Source organism: Bradyrhizobium sp. BRP56 (genome assembly GCF_020194035.1).
Lineage (GTDB): Bacteria > Pseudomonadota > Alphaproteobacteria > Rhizobiales > Xanthobacteraceae > Bradyrhizobium > Bradyrhizobium australafricanum.
The window spans coordinates 1-19,317 of record NZ_JADYVV010000064.1 but is presented as its reverse complement, the minus strand read 5'-3'; the positions used below and the strand labels follow the sequence as shown (position 1 = coordinate 19,317).

Annotated in this window: 16 protein-coding genes and 1 pseudogene; 7 read left to right on the top strand and 10 right to left on the bottom strand. The window is 66.1% G+C overall.

All coding sequences use genetic code 11. The features are described 5' to 3' along the window. Nucleotides 1-3 precede the first annotated feature (3 nt). From I6F38_RS33440 to I6F38_RS33430, 3 genes are all read right to left on the bottom strand, one after another. Nucleotides 4-948, bottom strand: a complete 945-nt coding sequence (locus I6F38_RS33440) for a branched-chain amino acid ABC transporter permease (protein ID WP_057019528.1) — start codon at nt 946-948, stop codon at nt 4-6. Next, nucleotides 948-1,865, bottom strand: a complete 918-nt coding sequence (locus I6F38_RS33435) for a branched-chain amino acid ABC transporter permease (RefSeq protein ID WP_018269575.1) — start codon at nt 1,863-1,865, stop codon at nt 948-950. The genes I6F38_RS33440 and I6F38_RS33435 overlap by 1 nt, the downstream gene beginning before the upstream one ends. Nucleotides 1,866-2,106: 241 nt before the next feature. Further along, entirely contained in the window at nt 2,107-3,279 is a 1,173-nt protein-coding gene (locus I6F38_RS33430; protein ID WP_028333777.1) for an ABC transporter substrate-binding protein, read from the bottom strand. Between the two features lie 221 nt (nt 3,280-3,500). On the opposite strand from I6F38_RS33430, the gene I6F38_RS33425 reads away from it, so the two are divergent. Then, nucleotides 3,501-4,220, top strand: a complete 720-nt coding sequence (locus tag I6F38_RS33425) for a DUF805 domain-containing protein (RefSeq protein ID WP_225163399.1) — start codon at nt 3,501-3,503, stop codon at nt 4,218-4,220. A 253-nt stretch (nt 4,221-4,473) separates the two neighbouring features. Here the strand turns inward: I6F38_RS33425 and I6F38_RS33420 are convergent, their stop codons facing one another. Together I6F38_RS33420 and I6F38_RS33415 are read right to left on the bottom strand one after the other, a co-directional pair. Continuing rightward, nucleotides 4,474-5,370: a sigma-70 family RNA polymerase sigma factor gene (locus I6F38_RS33420; RefSeq protein ID WP_225163398.1), complete on the bottom strand. Its 897-nt coding sequence runs from the start codon at nt 5,368-5,370 to the stop codon at nt 4,474-4,476. A gap of 35 nt (nt 5,371-5,405) precedes the next feature. Further along, nucleotides 5,406-5,714: a hypothetical protein gene (locus I6F38_RS33415; protein ID WP_057019474.1), complete on the bottom strand. Its 309-nt coding sequence runs from the start codon at nt 5,712-5,714 to the stop codon at nt 5,406-5,408. A 181-nt stretch (nt 5,715-5,895) separates the two neighbouring features. On the opposite strand from I6F38_RS33415, the gene I6F38_RS33410 reads away from it, so the two are divergent. Together I6F38_RS33410 and I6F38_RS33405 are read left to right on the top strand one after the other, a co-directional pair. Next, the gene (locus tag I6F38_RS33410) at nt 5,896-7,302 is read left to right on the top strand and encodes a DHA2 family efflux MFS transporter permease subunit (RefSeq protein WP_225163397.1); all 1,407 of its coding nucleotides are present in this window, start codon (nt 5,896-5,898) and stop codon (nt 7,300-7,302) included. 115 nt (nt 7,303-7,417) lie between these two features. Next, on the top strand, nt 7,418-8,692 hold the full coding sequence (locus I6F38_RS33405) for an NAD(P)/FAD-dependent oxidoreductase (RefSeq protein ID WP_225163396.1): 1,275 nt from the start codon (nt 7,418-7,420) through the stop codon (nt 8,690-8,692). 175 nt (nt 8,693-8,867) lie between these two features. On the opposite strand, the gene I6F38_RS33400 is transcribed toward I6F38_RS33405, so the two are convergent. Then, nucleotides 8,868-9,818, bottom strand: coding sequence for a helix-turn-helix domain-containing protein (locus tag I6F38_RS33400; protein ID WP_225163395.1), 951 nt, complete (start codon nt 9,816-9,818; stop codon nt 8,868-8,870). A 148-nt stretch (nt 9,819-9,966) separates the two neighbouring features. On the opposite strand from I6F38_RS33400, the gene I6F38_RS33395 reads away from it, so the two are divergent. After that, nucleotides 9,967-10,620, top strand: a complete 654-nt coding sequence (locus I6F38_RS33395; protein ID WP_225163394.1) for an isochorismatase family cysteine hydrolase — start codon at nt 9,967-9,969, stop codon at nt 10,618-10,620. Nucleotides 10,621-10,819: 199 nt separating this feature from the next. On the opposite strand, the gene I6F38_RS33390 is transcribed toward I6F38_RS33395, so the two are convergent. Continuing rightward, nucleotides 10,820-12,046 (bottom strand): ABC transporter substrate-binding protein, encoded by a 1,227-nt coding sequence (locus I6F38_RS33390; RefSeq protein ID WP_225163393.1) that lies wholly within the window; start codon nt 12,044-12,046, stop codon nt 10,820-10,822. A gap of 54 nt (nt 12,047-12,100) precedes the next feature. Beyond that, the gene (locus tag I6F38_RS33385; protein ID WP_225163392.1) at nt 12,101-13,303 is read right to left on the bottom strand and encodes a cytochrome P450; all 1,203 of its coding nucleotides are present in this window, start codon (nt 13,301-13,303) and stop codon (nt 12,101-12,103) included. A gap of 82 nt (nt 13,304-13,385) precedes the next feature. Here I6F38_RS33385 and I6F38_RS33380 point away from each other — a divergent pair, with 82 nt between their 5' ends. After that, the gene (locus I6F38_RS33380) at nt 13,386-13,910 is read left to right on the top strand and encodes a MarR family winged helix-turn-helix transcriptional regulator (RefSeq protein ID WP_076831045.1); all 525 of its coding nucleotides are present in this window, start codon (nt 13,386-13,388) and stop codon (nt 13,908-13,910) included. A 454-nt stretch (nt 13,911-14,364) separates the two neighbouring features. Here the strand turns inward: I6F38_RS33380 and I6F38_RS33375 are convergent, their stop codons facing one another. Next, nucleotides 14,365-16,224: a feruloyl-CoA synthase gene (locus I6F38_RS33375; RefSeq protein ID WP_225163422.1), complete on the bottom strand. Its 1,860-nt coding sequence runs from the start codon at nt 16,222-16,224 to the stop codon at nt 14,365-14,367. Nucleotides 16,225-16,413: 189 nt separating this feature from the next. Between I6F38_RS33375 and I6F38_RS33370 the strand changes: the two genes are divergently transcribed. Further along, complete coding sequence (locus tag I6F38_RS33370) at nt 16,414-16,944, top strand: MarR family winged helix-turn-helix transcriptional regulator (protein ID WP_225163391.1); 531 nt, start codon at nt 16,414-16,416, stop codon at nt 16,942-16,944. A 194-nt stretch (nt 16,945-17,138) separates the two neighbouring features. Next, on the top strand, nt 17,139-18,968 hold the full coding sequence (gene atzF, locus I6F38_RS33365; RefSeq protein ID WP_225163390.1) for an allophanate hydrolase: 1,830 nt from the start codon (nt 17,139-17,141) through the stop codon (nt 18,966-18,968). 162 nt (nt 18,969-19,130) lie between these two features. Here atzF and I6F38_RS33360 read toward each other — a convergent pair. Further along, nucleotides 19,131-19,317 (bottom strand): annotated as a pseudogene (locus tag I6F38_RS33360) (transposase); the annotation flags it as partial.

Below are 19,317 nucleotides of genomic sequence, written 5' to 3'. Positions count from 1 at the left end.
GAATCAACCACGGCGCATCCTCCCGAGCAGGCCCATGATGCCGCCGCGCGCGAACAGCACGATCAGGAGCAGCACCGGACCGAGGATCAGCCCCGAATATTCGGTGAACTGCGACAGCAGCTCCTCGAGCAGGAGATAGACGATCGCGCCGATGACGGGACCGAACAGCGAGCCCATGCCGCCGAGGATCACCATCACCATGAGATCGCCGGAGCGGGTCCAGTACATCACGGCGGGGCTGACGAAATCGGTGTTGTTGGCAAGCAGCGCGCCGGCGAGGCCACAGATCGTGCCTGATATCACGAAGCAGACCAGGCGGTAGCGGTTGGCATGGAAGCCGATCGCCTGCATGCGCTGCTCGTTGGAGCGGACGCCCTGCACCACGAGGCCGAAACGCGAATTGACGATGCGCCAGATCAGATAGAGGCCGCCGAACAGGCAGGCCAGGCAGAGATAATAGAACTGGTTGCGATCCGACAGGTTGATCAGGCCGGCGAAGTCGCTGCGCTTGTAGACGGTGAGCCCGTCGTCGCCGCCGTAGCGCGACAGCGCGGAGGCGATGTAGTAGGCCATCTGCGCAAAGGCCAGCGTGATCATGATGAAGTAGACGCCGCGGGTGCGCAGTGAGAGCGCGCCGATCAGCAGCGCAAACAACGCCGAAACGGCGAGCGCCACCGGCCACTGGATGAAGCCGGAACCGATGCCCTCGGCGGCGAGGATGCCGACGGCATAGCCGCCGATGCCGAGATAGGCGGCGTGGCCGAAGCTCATCATGCCGCCATAGCCCATGATCAGATTGAGGCTCGCGGCGGCAAGCGCGAAGATCACGATCCGGGTGAACAGCGTGAGGATGAAGATATTGCCCGTGACCGCCGAATAGAGCGGCAGCAGCATCAGGGCGGCACACATCAGCGCCGCGACCGCATTGGAGACGTTGAGCTTTCGCATCATCGTTTGGCCGCCGGGAACAGCCCCTCGGGCCGCAGCACAAGGATGATGGCCATCAGGAGGTAGATCAGCATCGAGGACAGCGCCGGCGCCGCGGTGGACGCCGCCGCCCCGCTCAGCACCTTGCGCAGCAGGTCGGGCAGGAAGGCGCGGCCCATCGTGTCGATGATGCCGACGAAGATCGCGGCCATGAACGCGCCGCGGATCGAGCCGATGCCGCCGATCACGATGATGACAAAGGCCAGGATCAGGATGTTCTCGCCCATGCCGATCTGCACGGTGAGGATCGGCGCCTGCATCAGCCCGGCGAGGCCGGCGAGCGCCGCGCCAAGGCCGAACACCAGGGTGAACAGCAGCTTGATGTTGATGCCGAGCGCCCCGATCATCTCGCGGTTGGAGGCCCCGGCGCGGATCAGCATGCCGATGCGGGTGCGCATCACGACGAGATAGAGCATTGCTGCGACCGCCAGCGCGACCACGATGATCATGAGGCGGTAGGCCGGATAGTAAACGCCGGGGATGATCTGCACCGGCACGGTGAGCCAGGCCGGCAGCGGCAGCGCGAGGCCCGCCGGGCCCCATATCAGCCGGACGGCGTCGTTGAAGAACAGGATCAGGCCGAACGTCGCCAGCACCTGGTCGAGATGGTCGCGGCCATAGAGATGCCTGAGCGCGACATATTCCAGCACGATGCCGAGCAGTAAGGTGGCCCCTAACGCCATCAGCGCGCCAAGGACAAAACTGCCGGTCCAGGCCACGAAGGTCGCCGCGAAATAGGCGCCCATCATGTAGAGCGAGCCGTGCGCCAGATTGACGAAGTCCATGATGCCGAACACCAGCGTCAGCCCGGCCGCCAGCAGGAACAGCAGGAGGCCGAATTGCAGGCCGTTCAGCAGTTGTTCGACGACGAGATACATCGTGAGGTTACGTCACCATTAAATGAAACAGCGGCAGCGCGCATGCGCCGCCGCCGCATTGCACGTTGCGGGTTCTCCCTCGCCCCGCTCTTGCGGGGAGAGGGTTGGGGTGAGGGGCTCTTTCCGCAAACCGAATGCCGGGAAAGAGCCCCTCACCCAATCGCTTCGCGATTGACCTCTCCCCGCAAGAGCGGGGCGAGGTAAAGAGAAGCAAGCCGCGCGCCAAAAAGACGCCCGACAATCACTTCATCGGACACTTGTCGTGGAAGCGATCCTGGTCGTCCTTGACGATGGTCGCGACCGTCTTCAGCGAGAGCTGGCCCTCGGCGTCCTTGACCACGTCCTGCAGATAGAAGTTCTGGATCGGAATGTGGTTGTTGCCGTACTTGAACGGTCCGCGCACCGATTTGAAGTTCACCTTCTCCATCTCGGCCTTCATCGCGTCCTTCTTCGTCAGGTCGCCCTTCACCGCGACCACGGCGCTGTTGATGAGGTTGGCAGCGTCGTAGGACTGTGCGCCGTAGAAGGTCGGCCGCAGGCCGGGATACTTCTTGCGGTAGTCGGCGACGAACTTCTTGTTCTCCTCGTTGGGCAGGTCGTTGACCCATTGCTGCGCGCCGGGAACGCCGAGCGCATTGTCCTTCTGCAACGGCAGCGACAATTCGTCGATAGTGAAGGCGGTGTAGAGCGGAATCTGCTGCTTGATGCCGGCCTGCGCATACTGGTTCAGGAACTGCACGCCGGCCGCGCCCGGATAGAACACGAAGATCGACTCGGCCTTGGAGTTCTTCGCCTTGGTGAGTTCGGCGGAGAAGTCGAGCTGGCTCGGCCACACCGTATATTCCTCGCCGACGACCTGGCCCTTGAACGTGCTCTTGACGCCGGCCAGCATGTCCTTGCCTGCGGCGTAGTTCGGGCCGATCAGGAACACCGACTTGACGCCCTTCTGGTTCATGTAGGTGCCGACCGCTTGCGGGGTCTGGTCATTCTGCCAGGAGGTCGAGAACACGTAAGGCGAGCACAGTTCGCCGGCGAGCTGCGACGGACCGGCATTGGCCGAGATCAGGAAGGTCTTGGAATCGACCGCGGTCTTCAGCGACGCCAGCAGTACGTTCGACCAGATGTAGCCGACGATGAAGTCGACCTTGTCGGACTGCACCAGCTTCTCGGTCTTCTGCTTGCCGACATCCGGCTTCTGCTGGTCGTCCTCGTAGATCACCTCGACCGGCTTGCCGTCGATCTTGCGGCCGAGATGGTCGAGCGCGAGTTCGAAGGAATTGCGCATGTCGTTGCCGATCACGGCGGTCGGACCGCTGAAGGTCGAGACGAAGCCGATCTTGACGCTGTCAGCCGCCGTCGCGGGCTGCGCCAGCGCCAGAGCCATGGCGCCTGCCAGCCAAAATGCCTTTTTCATATTCACTCCCCTCCTCAACCAAAGATCCCACGAGGCTCGATCACGAGGGCCCGGGGTCACGCTTTGCGCGCGTCGTTCTGTGACGTATTTTGTGCGCGATATCGCAAGTCTGCAGCAAGCATGAACCGACGGCGCTGACTTAGAACCTTCGGCGCATACCCCAGCACCTTGCATCATAATTCGTCTAAATCGACCATGGCAAGAAATATAATGCCGGTTGCGTGGGCAACGATTGTCGCAGGCGGCGGCCTTCGGCAACGACCCACGCCCGCACTGCAGCAGGCTTTAACGATCCGGTAAAGCACCCGGAAACCACGGGCCGGCAAGCGCCTGCGGGCTTCATGGTCCGGAAAGCATCCCGGGCCGACGCTGCCGCCAAAGGGGTGCGTCACATGCTGAATTACATCTTCGGCTTCAATGCCCGGATGGGCCGACTGGCTTTCTTCTTCTGCACCTTCGTCGTGGGCCTCGGCTTTATGATGCTGGTCTACGGCGTCACCGGCAACGCACCGGCGAGCGGCAGTATGGACGTGCTGCTGGCGCAGGCATCGAGCAACCCCGTGCTGGTCATTGCCTTTTACGGCATGCTCGTCATCTGCTTCATGCTGCAATCGATGCGAGTGCGCGACATGGGCTGGGATCCGGTCTGCGTGATGGCGGCATGGATCGCCCTCCTCGTGCTCGACAGGGCCATTGCCGGACGATTTCCCGAATATGCGCTGACCTATCAGCACACCGAAACGGTGGTCGGCGCCGCCGTCAATGGCGCAATGAACATCGTCCTGCTGGTCTGGCGGAGCGGCGGCTATTACGAAGAAGCCCCGCCATCGCCGCGCGAGACCGACGGCGATGGCCTGTTTGAAAGACGCAGCACGCCGGCCGCAGGCGGCAGCCGCGTCGCGCGGATCGCCAATGGCGAGTTCGGCGGCAAGACGCGGTAGCGCGCGCTCACCCGCTGTCGTCCCTGCCTAGTGCGCAATTGCGCACGGGAGCAGGGACCCATAACCACAGGCTTCAGTTGTCGAAACGAGCTGTGGCCCCAGCATCGCACACCAATTGCCATTGGTGGTTATGGGTCCCGGATCGCGCGGAGCCTGTCATCGGGCGGCGCTTCGCGCCGACCCGTTGGCTTGTCCGGGACGACGCGGAGTTTGTGGCGCGATCACTGAGCCAAAGGCTGGCGGCGAAAGCCGATTACCCCCGATCCACCGCCCATTCGGCGCCGTCGATCGCATAGGACGCGTGGCGGAAATCCCTGATCGTCGCAACCTTGTCGGCCGACCAGTCGAGCAGCATGAACGATCGCGGCGGCGCGTCCAGAGCGGTCGGATCGAACACCAGGATCGCGGGGCGTCCCTCGACCTGTCCGGTCACCAGATGCCAGTCGTCGATCTTCGAATAATTGCCGAAGTAGCGCGACACCTCGGCCTTGCCGTTCAGCCGCGTCCGGGTGACGAGCTCGAGCCTGATGTCATCGGCGATCATGGCGCGGATGGCGTCGAAGTCGCGGGCGTTGAAATGGCTGACATAGGCGTTGAGCCTGATGCGATCGGCCGGCGACAGGCCGGGCCGCGGCGCGTCGTCCGGCTCGGCGGCAAACTCGCGCAATTGGGTGCGTCCACGGTGCAGCGCGGCTTTCACCGCGGGCAGGCTGAAATCCATGATGCCGCAGATCTCCTGCAGGGAGCAGCCGAGCACATCCATCAGGATCACGCTGGAACGCTGCGCCACCGGCAGGCGCATGAAGGTGCGCAGGCTGGTCGCGGCGATCTCGCGGCGGCCGACGTCATCAAGCTCTCCGGCCATCATGTCCACCTCCTCCGGCGCGTGGAGCGCTTCCTGGCGGTTGCGCCGCCTGAGGAAATCGAGCGCGGTGTTGTGCGCGATCCGGAACAGCCAGGCTTGCGGATTCTGGATCGGCGCGGCGGACCCGAAGGCTTCCACCGCCTTGATCAGCGCGTCCTGCAGCACATCCTCGCCGTCGATGACGGATCCGACCATGCGGGCGCAGTAGCGATGCAGCCTCGGCCGCATCGCCGCCAACAGCGTGTCGACGTCGGTCGCGGCCGGCGCTTGGTGTGGTGACGTCATGATGGCTCCGCCAGATCGGTGCACTGCCCGCCGGTTCACGGCTCATCCAGCATACGATAATTCCCGACAATCACCGCACTGCGAACCAGCGGCGGCTCGGCGCAACGATCGCGGATGCCGTCCTGGAAGGCCTGGAACGCGGCCAGTTTCGGGATCGGGCTCGAACCGTCCTCGGCCGTGGTCTCGACCATGTGGATGAAGGTATCGTCCTCCAGCCGCAGGGTCAGATAGCGCACGCCGTCGGGCCTGGCCGCCTTCAGCTCGGCGAACACGGCCGACACCAGCGCGGCATTCTTCTCCGCCATCTCCGGCTTCGCCTTGTACCTGATCAGGGTCCGTCTCATCGCAGCCTCCTTGGCCTGGTTCTGCGGCCTGAACCGGCCGCCTCAGACCCAAGGACGTTCGCGAACCGCCAAAGGATGCGGTCCGGCAAAAATAAACTTCGGCCGCATCCTTTGCCCGTTCCGGTTCGTCCTTGCCGGCGAAGCGCGCCGCAATCTCGCGGCGCGGCAACGGAGAACGACCATGCAGACCCCTCGAGAGCGCGCCGAACAGCGCTGGGTGCTCGGCCTCACCGCGCTGGCATCCTTCATGATGGCGCTCGACGCCATGATCATGACCACGGCCTTCGCCACCATCCGCGCCGATTTCGGAAGCGCCGTGGAGACGCTGCAGTGGACCGTCAACGCCTTCAACCTGACCTTCGCGGTGCTGCTCCTGACCGGCGCGGCGCTCGGCGACCGGTTCGGGCGGCGCAGGATGTTCGCGGCCGGGATCGGCCTGTTCGTCGTGGCGTCGGCGGCCTGCGCGCTGGCCGGCAACGCCGCGGCCCTGATCGCCGCGCGCGCCCTGCAGGGCGCGGGCGCGGCGCTGGTGATGCCGCTGGCGATGGCGATCCTGAGCGGCGCGTTCGGCCGGGAGGAGCGCGCCCGCGCGCTCGGCATTTTCAGCGGCATCACCGGATGCGCGCTGATCATCGGTCCCGCGATCGGCGGCTTCATCACCGAACATCTCGGCTGGCGCTGGATCTTCTGGATCAATTTGCCGATCGGCCTGATCGCGATCGCCCTCGTGATCGCCCGCCTGCGCGAAAGCTTCGGGCCGCCAGCGCCGCTCGACATCGCCGGACTCACGCTGGTCGCGCTCGCGGCGCTGGCGCTGGTCTGGGGCCTGCTGCGCGGCAACGGCGTCGGCTGGGCCAGCGCGGAAGTGACGGGCGCGCTGATCGCCGGCGTCGCGCTGGCGGCGCTGTTCGTGCTGTGGGAGCTGCGTGCCACAAGCCCGATGGTGCCGATGCGGCTGTTCGCGGCACGGCCGTTTGCATCGGGCATGGCCGCAAGCGTGCTGTTCTACGCCGCGATGTATGGCGTGCTGTTCCTGCTGCCGCAGTTCCTGCAGATCGCGCTCGGCTTCGACGCCTTCGGTGCCGGGCTTCGCTTGCTGCCGTGGACGGCGACGCTGTTCGTCACCGCTCCGATCGCGGGCGCCGCTGTCAACCGGTTCGGCGAGCGCACGCTGGTCGTCACCGGCCTCCTGATGCAGGCGATCGGGCTCGGCTGGATCAGCGAGATCGTGAGCCCCGCAGTGCCCTATTCGGCGCTGGTCGCGCCGCTGGTGCTCGCCGGCGTCGGCGTGTCGATGGCGATGCCGGCCGCGCAGAACGCGGTGCTGGGCGCGGTCGCCGTCAGCGAGATGGGCAAAGCGTCGGGCGTCTTCAACATGGGCCGCTTCCTCGGCGGCATGTTCGGCATCGCGGCGCTGGTGGCGAGCTTCTCCGCCAACGGTGCGGCCGATTCATCCGGTCATTTCGCCAACGGATTCGCGTCGGCGATGAGCCTTGCCGCAACGCTGTCATTCGCCGGCGCGGTCGCGGGACTGTTCCTGCCGATGCGGCGGCGGGCGGTCGCCGCGGCCGCGCCGCAGGATGCGTGAGGCTTGCAGCGATTGGGTTTTGCTATCGGGCGGTCGGGCATTTCGTGTTGGAATGGGGCTGCGAATGAATACATAATCAAACGACGAAGCCGTTCGAAACCGAGAGCGACATCAGATGACGCAAGCGCCGGCCAAACCTCATCGCGTGGTGATCGTCGGCGCCGGCTTCGGCGGCCTGGAAGCCGCTTTCGGTCTCAGAGGGGCGCCGGTCGAGATCACGCTGATCGACCGCCGCAACCACCATCTGTTCCAGCCGCTGCTCTACCAGGTCGCGACCGCTTCGCTTGCCACCAGCGAGATCGCCTGGCCGATCCGCTATCTCCTGCGCGACCGGCCCGAGGTGACGACGCTGTTCGCCAATGTCTGCGGCGTCGACGCCGCGGCGAAATGCGTCCAGCTCGACGACGGCGGCAGCATTCCCTACGACACGCTGGTCCTCGCCACCGGCGCCCGCCACGCCTATTTCGGCCACGACGAATGGGAGCCGTTCGCGCCCGGCCTGAAGACGCTGGAGGACGCCACGACGCTGCGGCGGCGCATCCTGGTCGCCTTCGAGCGCGCAGAGCGCGAGACCGATCCGGACAAGCGCGCTGCGCTGCTGACCTTCGTCATCATCGGCGCCGGGCCGACCGGCGTCGAGATGGCCGGCACCATCGCCGACCTCGCCAAGGACACGCTGCCGCAAGACTTCCGTCACATCGACACGCGCAAGGCGCGCGTGGTGCTGATCGAGGCCGGCCCGCGCGTGCTGGCAGGATTTCCCGACGATCTCTCGGCCTACGCGCAGGCGTCGCTGGAAAAACTCGGCGTCGAGGTGATGCTGGGCGAGCCGGTCACCGAATGCTCGGCCGACGGCGTGGTGTTCGGCGGCAAGAGGCTGGAGGCGCGCACCATCGTCTGGGCCGCCGGCGTGCGCGCCTCGCGCGCCGCCGAATGGCTGAACGCGCCGGCCGATCGCGCCCATCGGCTGCAGGTCGAGCCGGATCTGACCGTGCCGGGCCATCCCGATGTCTTCGCCGTCGGCGACACCGTCACGATCAAGGACCCCGACGGCAATCCGGTGCCCGGCATCGCGCCGGCCGCCAAGCAGGAGGGGCGCTATGTCGCCGCACTGATCAAGGCCCGGCTCGACGGCAAGACGCTACCCCCGTTCCGCTACAAGCATGCCGGCAGCCTCGCGCAGATCGGCAAGAAGAAGGCGGTGATCGATTTCGGCTGGCTCAAGCTGCGCGGTTCGCTGGCATGGTGGATCTGGGGCCTCGCCCACATCTACTTCCTGATCGGCGTGCGCCATCGGATTGCGGTGGCGATGAACTGGCTCTGGATCCACACCCGCGACCAGCGCGCCGCACGGCTGATCACACAAGGCAGCAGCAAGGTCGCGCAGTAGGGGATCGGCCTCGGCGATCCGTGCACAATCGCCGTTCCGTCATCCTGAGGAGCGCGTAGCGCGTCTCGAAGGATGCACGGCCACCAGCCGGGCCGTCGCCCTTCGAGACGCGCGTTCCGCGCTCCTCAGGGTGACGGATTGGGGGCCGGTGCACGACGCAACAAACCGCAGCCCCTCACCCCATCACCTGATGCGGCGAGCGGCCGAAGGCGGCCTTGAAGGCGCGGCTGAAATGCGAGACGTCGCTGAAGCCGAAGCTCAGCGCGACATCGGTGACATGGCTGAAGCGCCGTTCGGCCAGCGCCTGATAGGCGCCGGCGAGGCGCTGCTGCCACAGCCAGCGGATCGGCGTCGTGCCTTCGCGCGCGAACAGGCGATTGAGCGTGCGCGGCGCCATGTTCTGCGCCGTGGCGATCGCATCGAGATCGAGCCCGGGATCGTCGAGATTGGCCAGCATGTAAGCCTTGACCCGCGCCAGCCTTTCGTCGCCGCGCTGGGGCCCTTCGTCCGTCAGCTCGGTCTGCAGCGTGGTTGCGAAAATATCGAGCGCCGCCGCGCCAAGCCGTATCGCCGCAGGTCCGGCCGCGTCATCGAGCCGCGTCAGCCTGCGGATCAGCGATCCCGCCAGCGCTCCCACTTTCGACGCGTTGCCGACCCGCCGCGCCGTCAGGCGCTGCGCATCCGGCAGGCGCGCGAGCAGCAGCGGGCGCGGGATCGACACCATGATCGCGCGTGCGCTCGGGGCGAATTCGAGCGTGAACGGCTGCGCCTGGTCATGCAGCATCAGATCGCCCCGGCGCATGCGCACGTCGCGGCCGCCCTGGGCGAAGCTGACCTCGCCGCGCAGCGTGAGCCACAGCATGAAATAGTCGCGCGGATCCCTGCGGACGTCGCTCGCGCTGCGCATCACCCGGATGCGGTCGGCGGCCGGCGTCGACGACCAGATGTCGTTGATGGCAAGCGGGCCGAGATGGCGAATCGAGATCGACGCCTGGAACGCCTCGTCGGCGACGCGGCGGCATTCGGTCAGCGAGAATTCGCGGCAGGTGACGTGATGCCAGCGGTCGAAACTGTCACCCGGCGCAACAAGTGTTTGCGCGACGACTGTGTGATCTGGGGTCTGCATCGGACCTTGCTCCCGCCCAACCCGGCAGCGGGATATTCTGCGTCCAGCCCTCCCTTCTGGCAAGCAGAGACCAGCGGCTGGCCGGCGCAGCCAAGAACGATCGCGGGAACCGGCGTAGAAATTGTCTCTCACCAGGAGGAGACACCACATGGGCTACCAATGCGAAATCATCGATCCCGCCCGCACCGTCATGATAGTCGTCGACATGCAGAACGATTTCGTGGCCGAGGGCGCCAAGCTGCGTTCGGCGCAGGCCGCCGCCATGGTGCCGCGGCTGGCGCAGACCCTGAAGGCCTGCCGCGACAAGGGCATCCGCGTCGTCTACACCGCGCATGTGCATCGCCGCGACGGCAGCGACATGGGGCTCTATGACGATCTCTATTCGCCGATCGCCGACCGGTCGTCGCTGGTCGACGGCACCGAGGGCGTCGAGATCTTCAACGACCTCGCGCCCGCCCCCGGCGAGCACGTCATCAAGAAGCACCGCTACAGCGCGTTCTTCGCCACCGATCTCGATCTCATCCTGCGCGAATGGGGCATCACCACGGTGATCATCTCGGGGACCACCACCGAGAACTGCTGCCACGCCACCGCGCGCGACGCCATGTTCCACAATTACAAAGTGGTCTTCCTGTCGGACGCGACCGGCACGTTCGACTATCCCGATGTCGGCCAGGGCGCGCTGTCCGCCGACGAAGTACACCGCGCCACGCTGACGATCCTCGCATTCTCAACCGCGCATGTGATGACGGCGGCCGAGATGCTGGGGCGGGTGAAGGTGGCGGGCTCGAAGGCGGCGTAGCGAGGATCGATTCTCGCGCAACAAATTCGGTCTGCCTCTCCCCTTGTGGGAGAGGCCGGATCGCATGAAGCAGAGCGCAATGCGATCCGGGTGAGGGGTTGCGGTCTCTCCAAGCGGTACGCCGTGTGGAGAGATACCCCTCACCCCAGCCCTCTCCCACAAGGGGAGAGGGAGTGCAGCAGCATTCGCGGCGAAGAGCTCACTTCACCAGCGAGCAGCCGCCATCGGCCAGCGGGCGGAACGCCTGGTCGGCCGAGATGGTCGCGATCAGCTTGTAATAGTCGTAGGGGTACTTCGACTCTTCCGGCTTCTTCACCTCGAACAGATACATCGGGTGGACGACGCGGCCGTCCTGGCGGATCGTGGTGTCGCCGAACAGCTTGTCCTTGCCCTTGAAGGTCTTCATCTGCGGCACCACCGCCTTGGCGTCGTCGCTGCCGGTGGCGGCAACCGCGTTGAGGTAGGCGAGCGTCGAGGCGTAGACGCCGGCCTGGTTGCCGCTCGGCATCTTGCCGTTCATGCCGGGACGCGCGGCAAAGCGTTTTGCGAACGCGCGGGTGTCGTCGTTCATGTCCCAGTAGAAGGCTTCCAGCAGCTGCAGGCCCTGCGCCACTTTCAAGCCCATGCCGTGGATGTCGTTCACGAACAGCAGGAACGCCACCATGGTCTGGCCGCCCTGCTGGATACCGAACTCGGCCGCCTGCTTCACCGCATTGATGGTGTCGCCGCCGGCATTGGCGAGCCCGATCACTTTTGCTTTCGAGCTCTGCGCCTGCAGCAGGAACGACGCGAAGTCCGACGTGCCGAGCGGATGCTTGCTCGAGCCCAAAACCTTGCCACCGTGCTTCTCGATGTAGTTGGTCGCTTCAGCCTCAATGCCTTTGCCGAGCGCATAATCGACCGTCACGAAATACCAATCCTTGCCGCCACGCTGCATCATCGCGGCCGCGGTGGTGTTGCCGGTGGCCCAGGCGTCGTTGACCCATTGAATGGTGTTCGGCGAGCAGGCCTTGCCGGTGAGATCGGAGCTCGCGGTCGACGACGCCAGGAACGTCATCCTTGAGTCGCGCAGGATGGTGTTGATGGCGAGCCCGACCGCCGAGTTCGGCACGTCGACGATGGCATCTACGCCTTCGACATCGAGCCATTTGCGCGCGATCGCAGAGCCCACGTCGGCCTTGTTCTGGTGATCGGCATAGACGATCTCGACCTTGATACCCTTGCCGCCGCCGCCAAAATCTTCCGCGGCCATGCGCGCGGCTTCCACCGAACCCATGCCGTTGGTGTCCTGGAAGATGCCGGAAATGTCGTTGAGCACGCCGACGCGGACCACGTCGCCGGAAATCTCCGCGCGTGCGCTGCCCGCGGCGCAGGCCAATGCCAGCGCAAGTCCAATCGTAGATCGCCCAACCCCGAAGCCCCTCATCGTCTCCCCTCCCATGTTTCCTCAATCGACCTTTTGCTGGTCTTGAGCGTCTCGTCAGGCCGGCGTGATCTCGACCGGCAGGCTGCTGAGCCCGCGCAGCGTGTTGTTGAAAAGGCGCTTCGGCTCGCCGCTGATGTCGATCCTGGCGACACGACGCGCCAGCGCCGCCAGCATCACCTCGCCTTCGAGACGGGCGACGAGCTGGCCGACACACATATGGATGCCCGAACCGTAGCCGACGTGGCCCGACGTACGACGGGTGATGTCGTAGCTGTCGGGCTGCTCCCAGCGGCGCGGATCACGATTGGCCGCGGCCAGGAACATCAGCACCTTCTCGCCTTCAGGAATGCTGGCTCCACTGAGCTCGACGTCGCGGGTCGTGGTGCGGAAGAAGGTCTGGACCGGACTTTCGAACCGCACGGCTTCCTCGAAGGCGTTGCGCGCCAGCGTCGGATCGCCGCGCAACCTCTGGAACTGTTCGGGGAAGCGGGCGAGGCAGTAGACGGCGGCGCCGATGCCGTTGACGGTCGTGTCGAGACCGGCCGACAGCAACGAGCGCACCAGCAGCGGCGCTTCGGTCGCGGTAATGGCGCCGGTATCGACATGGGCGTGAATGCAGGCGCCGATGCCGCCCGGGTTGAGATTGTCGCGCTGGCATTGCTCGGCAACATAGGCCTGATGCGGCGCCGAGCGCTCGATCGCCTCCTTGCGGAGCTCGTTCGGCGGGCCGAAGGCATTGAACACCAGACTGGCGTAGGGCAGCAGATGCTCGCGGCCCTCCGGCCTCAGGCCGAGCGCATCCGGGAAGATCGACAACGGATAGGCTTCCGCAAGGTCCGCGATCGCGTCGAACCTGCGCTTCTCCAGCAGCGCATCGAGGCGGACCTCCGCGGCGGCGGCAAACTGCCCGCGAAGCTGCTTCATCACGGTCGCCGACAACACCGTGCTCAGCACGGCGCGGGTCCGGGTATGGGCGGGCGGGTCGGCCTCCAGGATCAGGCTCGCCGGCCGCCACGGCTTCTCCTTGGAAAAGTCGCTGAGGCCGACGCCGCGGCTGGAGCAGAAGGTCGCGGGATCGTTCAGCACCGCATGGACCTCGGCGTAGCGCGCCACGCCATAGACATTCCACTTGTCGAGATAGACCACCGGCCCGGCCTCGCGCAGCCGCTCATGGGTCGGGAATGGATCGGCGAAAAACTCGAGCGCGAACGGATCGACGTCGAGATGCGGGACGGACGCAGCTTCTGTTGCAGTCATCGGGACCTCCCGAGGTTTGATCTTGTCAACACGGGCCGCATATCTATTGCTCCCGGACAGTTTCGCAGCGATGATTTGAGAGATGAGCAGCCAGCCCCTCCCCCGAAAGCCCCGCCGGCCGAGACCGGCCGATCCCGCCGACGCCAGCGACGGCCCGCTGCTGGACCTTGATCGCTATGTGCCGGCGTTCATCACCTTCATCGGCAACAAGCTGTCGAACAGCGCCACCGCGTTTTACCAGAAGAATTTCGGCGTCAACGTCACCGAGTGGCGGATCATCTCGCAACTGGCGATCGAGCCGGGGATTCCCGCCTCCCGGATCTGCCAGGTGATCGGCTTCGACAAGGGGCCGGTCAGCCGCAACCTCGCGGCATTGCAGAAGCGCGGCCTGCTGACCATCCGCACCGCGCCGGACGACGGCCGCACCCATTCGATCACGCTGACCGCGCGCGGCCGCGCCGTCCACGACAAGGTCATCGTCGCGGCGCTGGAGCGCGAGCGGCGGCTGCTGGCCTGCCTGAAGAAGGACGAGCGCGAGGTGCTGATCGAGCTGCTGCGCCGGCTGCACGAGAATCTCGGCGCCGTGACCGGGCAAAGCACGACCTGACGGCGCAGCCGTGCCATGGGCGGCGCGCTGCGCCCCCACGGTCTTCGCCCGATCTTCCATGCGTGCCGTTCGCGCCGTGCTGCGCAACATTCTCCTCCCAAACGCGTGGCCGTTGACCGGCCCTGTCCCTATGGGTGCGGAAACTCGCACAGCTTAGTTGCTCTGGCAACTAAAAAGGCAGCCGCGTGCAGCGCGGCAAGTGGAAGCAGCGGGGACCTGGCGGGTTGGACGGCTGAAACCTGGATGATCCGTGCCACAAACGCGGTGTCGTCCCGGCCTCCGAGCCGGACCCATAACCACAAATGCTGATTATCGCATGTCGGCGGAACGACGAACTTTGTTCACAATATCGGCCGCGGAGTATGGGTCCCTGCTTCCGCGCAATTTGCGCACTAGGCAGGGACGACGGCAGTCTACGCGGCGCGCCGCTGGCGCGTCAGAGGCACAAATCGCCTCACACGCCCGCGCAGGCGATCGCCTGACCCGACCCGTCGTCCTCCAATACCGCCACTGCTGCGGCGCGGCGGGTCAGCACGGCGCGCTGGTTGATGTAGCCCTTGTCAGTGATCTCCCCGCCGTCGACCGAGGCGGGCTCGGCCAGCAGCAGCGCACGCGTGGCATGGCCGGAGGAATGGCCGCCTTGCGCCTTGAGCCGTGCCAGCCCCTGCCCGATCGCGGAACGGACCGCCGGATGGCCGATCACCTCCCGCGCATCGGCGCTCTCGGGCAGCCCTGCCAGCGAACAGCAGGCGGCGAGGTTCGGAAACACCAGGAAGCGCACCTCGTCGCGGCCGTGGCCGGTGACGACGATGTCCTGCGCGAGCGGCGCCAGCGCCGCGATGCCGGCGACGCGCAAGGTGCCGACGCTGACCCAGGTACCGGAATTGAGCTTGAAATCCTCCGCCACGCGGCCGTCGAAGAACAGGCCGAGATCAGGCCGTGCGGGATCGGCGAAGGTGACGGCGTCGCCGATCTTGTAGAAGCCCTCGGCATCGAAGGCCTCAGCGGTCAGCTCGGGCGCCTTCCAGTAGCCCGGCGTGACGTTGGGCCCGCGCACGCGGACCTCGAGCTTGTCGCCCGACGGCACCAGCTTGAGCTCGGTGCCGGGGATCGGCACGCCGATATTGCCGGAGCGCTTTGCCAGGAAGTGGCAATCGGTCGCCAGCGGCGAGGTCTCGGTCGAACCCCACGCCGACACCATCGGCAGCCGGCGGCCGACCGTCCGCAGCGACAAGTCCTCCAGCGCGTCCCACAGATTCTGCGGCAGCGCCGCGCCGGCATAGAAGGCGAATTTGGTGCCCTCGAAGAATTTTCTGCGCAGTTCGTCGTCGGTGCGCAGCGCCGCGATCAGCATGTCGAAGCCGCGCGGCACGTTGAAATAGACCGTCGGCACCACGCTGCGCAAGTTGGCCAGCGAGGTCGCGAACAGCCCGGGCGCCGGCTTGCCGCCGTCGATATAGAGCGTGCCGCCGTTGCGCAGCACCAGATTGAAATTGTGGTTGGCGCCGAAGGTGTGGCTCCAGGGCAGCCAGTCCAGGATCACCAGCTCCTCGCCCGCTTGCTCCAGGAACGTCCAGGTCTGCGCCTTGGCCTGCTGGCTCGAGGTCAGCATGCGCTGGGTGTTGATCACGGCCTTCGGCGTCCCCGTCGAACCCGAGGTGAACAGGAATTTTGCGATCGTGTCCGCCGTCACCGCCGCGAACGCCTTGGCGACCCCGGGCGCTTCCGGCGTGGCAGCGACGGTGCGGAACGGCAATGCGTCGGCATCGTAGGGATTGCCGCTGACGATGGTTGCGCGATGCAGCGACTTGATTGCGGCAAGCGCCGCCGCGAACGGCTTTGTGCTCGCGACATAGATCGCGCCGGGGTCGAGCAGCTCGATCATGCTCTTCAGCTTGTCGAAGTCTTTCGACATCAAGGAATAGGCCGGCGAGATCGCGGCCGAGGGCACCCCGACATGCTGCGCGGCGAGCGCAAACAACGCGTGATCGATGCCGTTGTCGGAGAGGATGACGAGCGGACGTTCCGTGCTCAGTCCTTGCGCGAGGACCCACGATGCAGCCCGCCGCACGACGCCGAGCGCGTCGTGATAGCTGACGGTGCTCCAGGGCGCATCGGCATTGGCGCGCTCGCCGAGAAAGCTGCGATCCGGCGCCTGCCGCGTCCAATGCTCCAGCCAGTCGCCGACGCAGCGGGCGCCTTGCTTCAGCGGCGTGGTGGAGCGAACCAGGATGCTGCCGTCGTCGCGGCTGACCGCAACGATCGCGGGCGTCGCGAACAGGCTGCTCGGATTGTCTCCGCCGGCGGCGGCCATCGTCATAGTTTCCTCCTCGCCCAAGTCTTGTCACCCAAGTCTTGTCACCCGTGTCTTATCGGGATCGCGCTGCAACATGGTGCGGCGCCGCGGTCCCGGCCGGGCTCTTTGGTGATAATGTTGCGGACATCAATTGTTGTCGTCAACAACAATCTTTCCCTCTCGCCTTGGGCGCGCTAGCCTGAGCTCATGGCGAACCAGCAAAAGACATCGCGCAAGGCGGCAGGAACGGCAGCGGCAATCCGCCACCCCCGGTCGCATGGAGCAAATGGCGGCGCGCCCAACGGCGACGCCGGCGACGACATCGGCCTCGACGCGCTGGTCGGTCACGCCGGCTATGCGGTGCGGCGCTTCCAGCTCTGGATCTTTCAGGATTTCATCAAGACGCTGGCGACGGTCGATATCCGCCCAACCCAGTATTCGGTGATGACCGTGATCGGGGCCAATCCGGGCCTCAGCCAGATGGCGGTGGCAAAGCGGCTCGGGATCGAGCGCGCGCGGCTGGTGCATCTGCTCGACAGCCTGGAAGACCGCGCTTTCGTCAGCCGCGCCCCCTCCGCCACCGACCGCCGCTCCCATGCGCTGCATCTGACGGCGCGCGGCAAGACCGCGCTGGCGCAGTTCAAGCGGCTCGCCGCCGAGCATGAGCGGCATGTCGCCGAGAAGATCGGCAAGGAAAATCGCAAACAGCTCCTGCAGATCCTCGCCTGTTTCACCTGACCTCGCGACGAGATTTCGGCTTGACCAGACCTGCCTACAAATTGGGCAGATACTCTCTCAAGCCGGCCCGAGCCCATTCCCGACGAGCGTTTCAAGCAACTGATATTGTGCAATAATCTGCCGCGCGACGGACGCGGGCGAATTGTACACAATGGCACATTGCTTGCTTCGATCAGGCTACAATTCCCTTGCGGATGGCGTCCGACGCCTCCCGCTCACGAGATGAGGCCAAGCACGTGACTGAAACTGTCGCCGCGATCGTCGCCGCGCACCGCGCCGGGACCATGACGCCGGCCCAAACCGTGGCGCGCAGCTACCAGCGCATCCGCGAGCACAATGACCCCGCCATCTTCATCAGCCTGCGCGACGAGAAGGATGCGCTTGCCGAGGCCGCGCGGCTCGCCGATCCGACGTTGCCGCTTTACGGCGTGCCGGTCGCGGTAAAGGATAATATCGATGTCGCGGGCCTGCCGACCACCGCCGCCTGCCCGGCGTTCGCTTACACGCCGGTGAAGGATGCCGCAGCGGTCGCGAAACTGCGCGCGGCCGGCGCCATCATCATCGGCAAGACCAATCTCGACCAGTTCGCCACCGGCCTGGTCGGCGTGCGCTCGCCCTACGGCATTCCCAGGAACCCGGTGCGTGGCGATCTGGTGCCGGGCGGATCGAGCTCGGGCTCCGCGATCGCGGTCTCAGCGGGCCTCGTGCCGCTTGCGCTTGGCACCGACACCGCGGGCAGCGGCCGTGTGCCGGCGATGCTCAACAATATCGTCGGGCTCAAGCCGAGCCTCGGGCTGATCTCGACCACCGGCGTCGTGCCGGCCTGCCGCACGCTCGACTGCGTCTCGATCTTCTCGCTCACCGTCGACGACGCGCTGGCCGCGCTCGCCGTGATGGCCGGGCCCGATCAGTCCGATCCGTATTCGCGCGACCGGGCGCTGGCCCCGCTGGCGAGCTTTCCGGCCAAGCTGAAGCTCGGCATTCCCCAAAGCGGCCAGCTGAAATTCTTCGGCGATCACGAGGCCGAGAAGGCCTATGGCGAGGCGTGCAAGCGCTGGCAGGCGCTTGGCGCCGATCTCGTCGCGTTCGACCTCGCACCGTTCTACGAGACCGCGCGGCTGCTTTATGAGGGCCCGTGGGTGGCGGAACGCTATCTCGTGATCCGCGACCTGCTCGCGTCGTCGCCCGAGGCGGTTCATCCGGTGACGCGCGAGATCACCGTCGGCGGATCGCGCCCCACCGCTGCGGACACCTTCTCGGCGCTGTACCGCCTCGAGGCGCAGCGCCGCGTCGCCGAGCGCAGCCTCGCATCGCTTGATGCGATCGTGCTGCCGACCGCTCCGACCGTCTATTCCACCGCTGACGTGCTCGCCAATCCGATCGAGCTGAACTCGCGGCTCGGTACCTACACCAATTTCGTCAACCTGCTCGATATGTGCGGCCTGGCGCTGCCGGCAGCGATGCGGCCCGACGGCGCGCCGTTCGGCATCACGCTGCTCGCCCCCGCCGGCCGCGACGCCGAGCTTGCCGGCATCGGCCGCGTGTTTCACGCCGACACCGGACTGGCGCTCGGCGCCAATTCACTTCCGCAGCCGCCGCTCACCGCCATACCGACGCAGGCCGGCTCCGACGACATCACCATCGCGGTGGTCGGCGCACATCTCTCCGGCATGGCACTGAACCACGAGTTGACGACGCTCGATGCGCGCCTGCTGGAAGAGGCGGTCACCGGGCCGGATTACAAGCTCTACGCACTCGACACCACGCCGCCCAAGCCCGGCATGCTGCGCATCGAGGCCGGCGCGGGCCATGCGATCAAGCTCGAGCTGTGGGCGATGTCACCGGCAGCATTCGGAACATTCGTCGCCGCGATCCCGCCGCCGCTGTCGATCGGCACGATCAGGCTCGCCGACGGACGGCAGGCCAAGGGCTTCATCGTCGAGCCCGCCGCGATCAACGGCGCGAAGGACATTTCCGCCTATGGCGGCTGGCGCGCATTCATGGCGGAGAGAGCGAAAGCCTAGCCGCTCCGGCGGTGGCTCCCTCGCCCCGCCCTTGCGGGGAGAGGGCGGGGGTGAGGGGCTGCTTCCGCGCACCGCTGCATTAGCTGCGCCCGCGGAGACTCCCCCTCACCCGCATCGCATCTTCGATGCGATGCGACCTCTCCCCGCAGGCGGCTCTCCGATTCACACATTTTGGAGTCTCAGGGTCGAGCCGTATTTGATGCGCTGGAAGTCGTCGAGGCGCCGGCGCATGGTTTTTGGGCCGGGTTTGTCATAGTAACCGGTCCAGCCGCCAAGACGAGCGATGACCCATGCGGCGAAGGCGAGCGATCCCTTTGAATGCGGGTTCTGTTGGCGCGCGGTTTTGCCT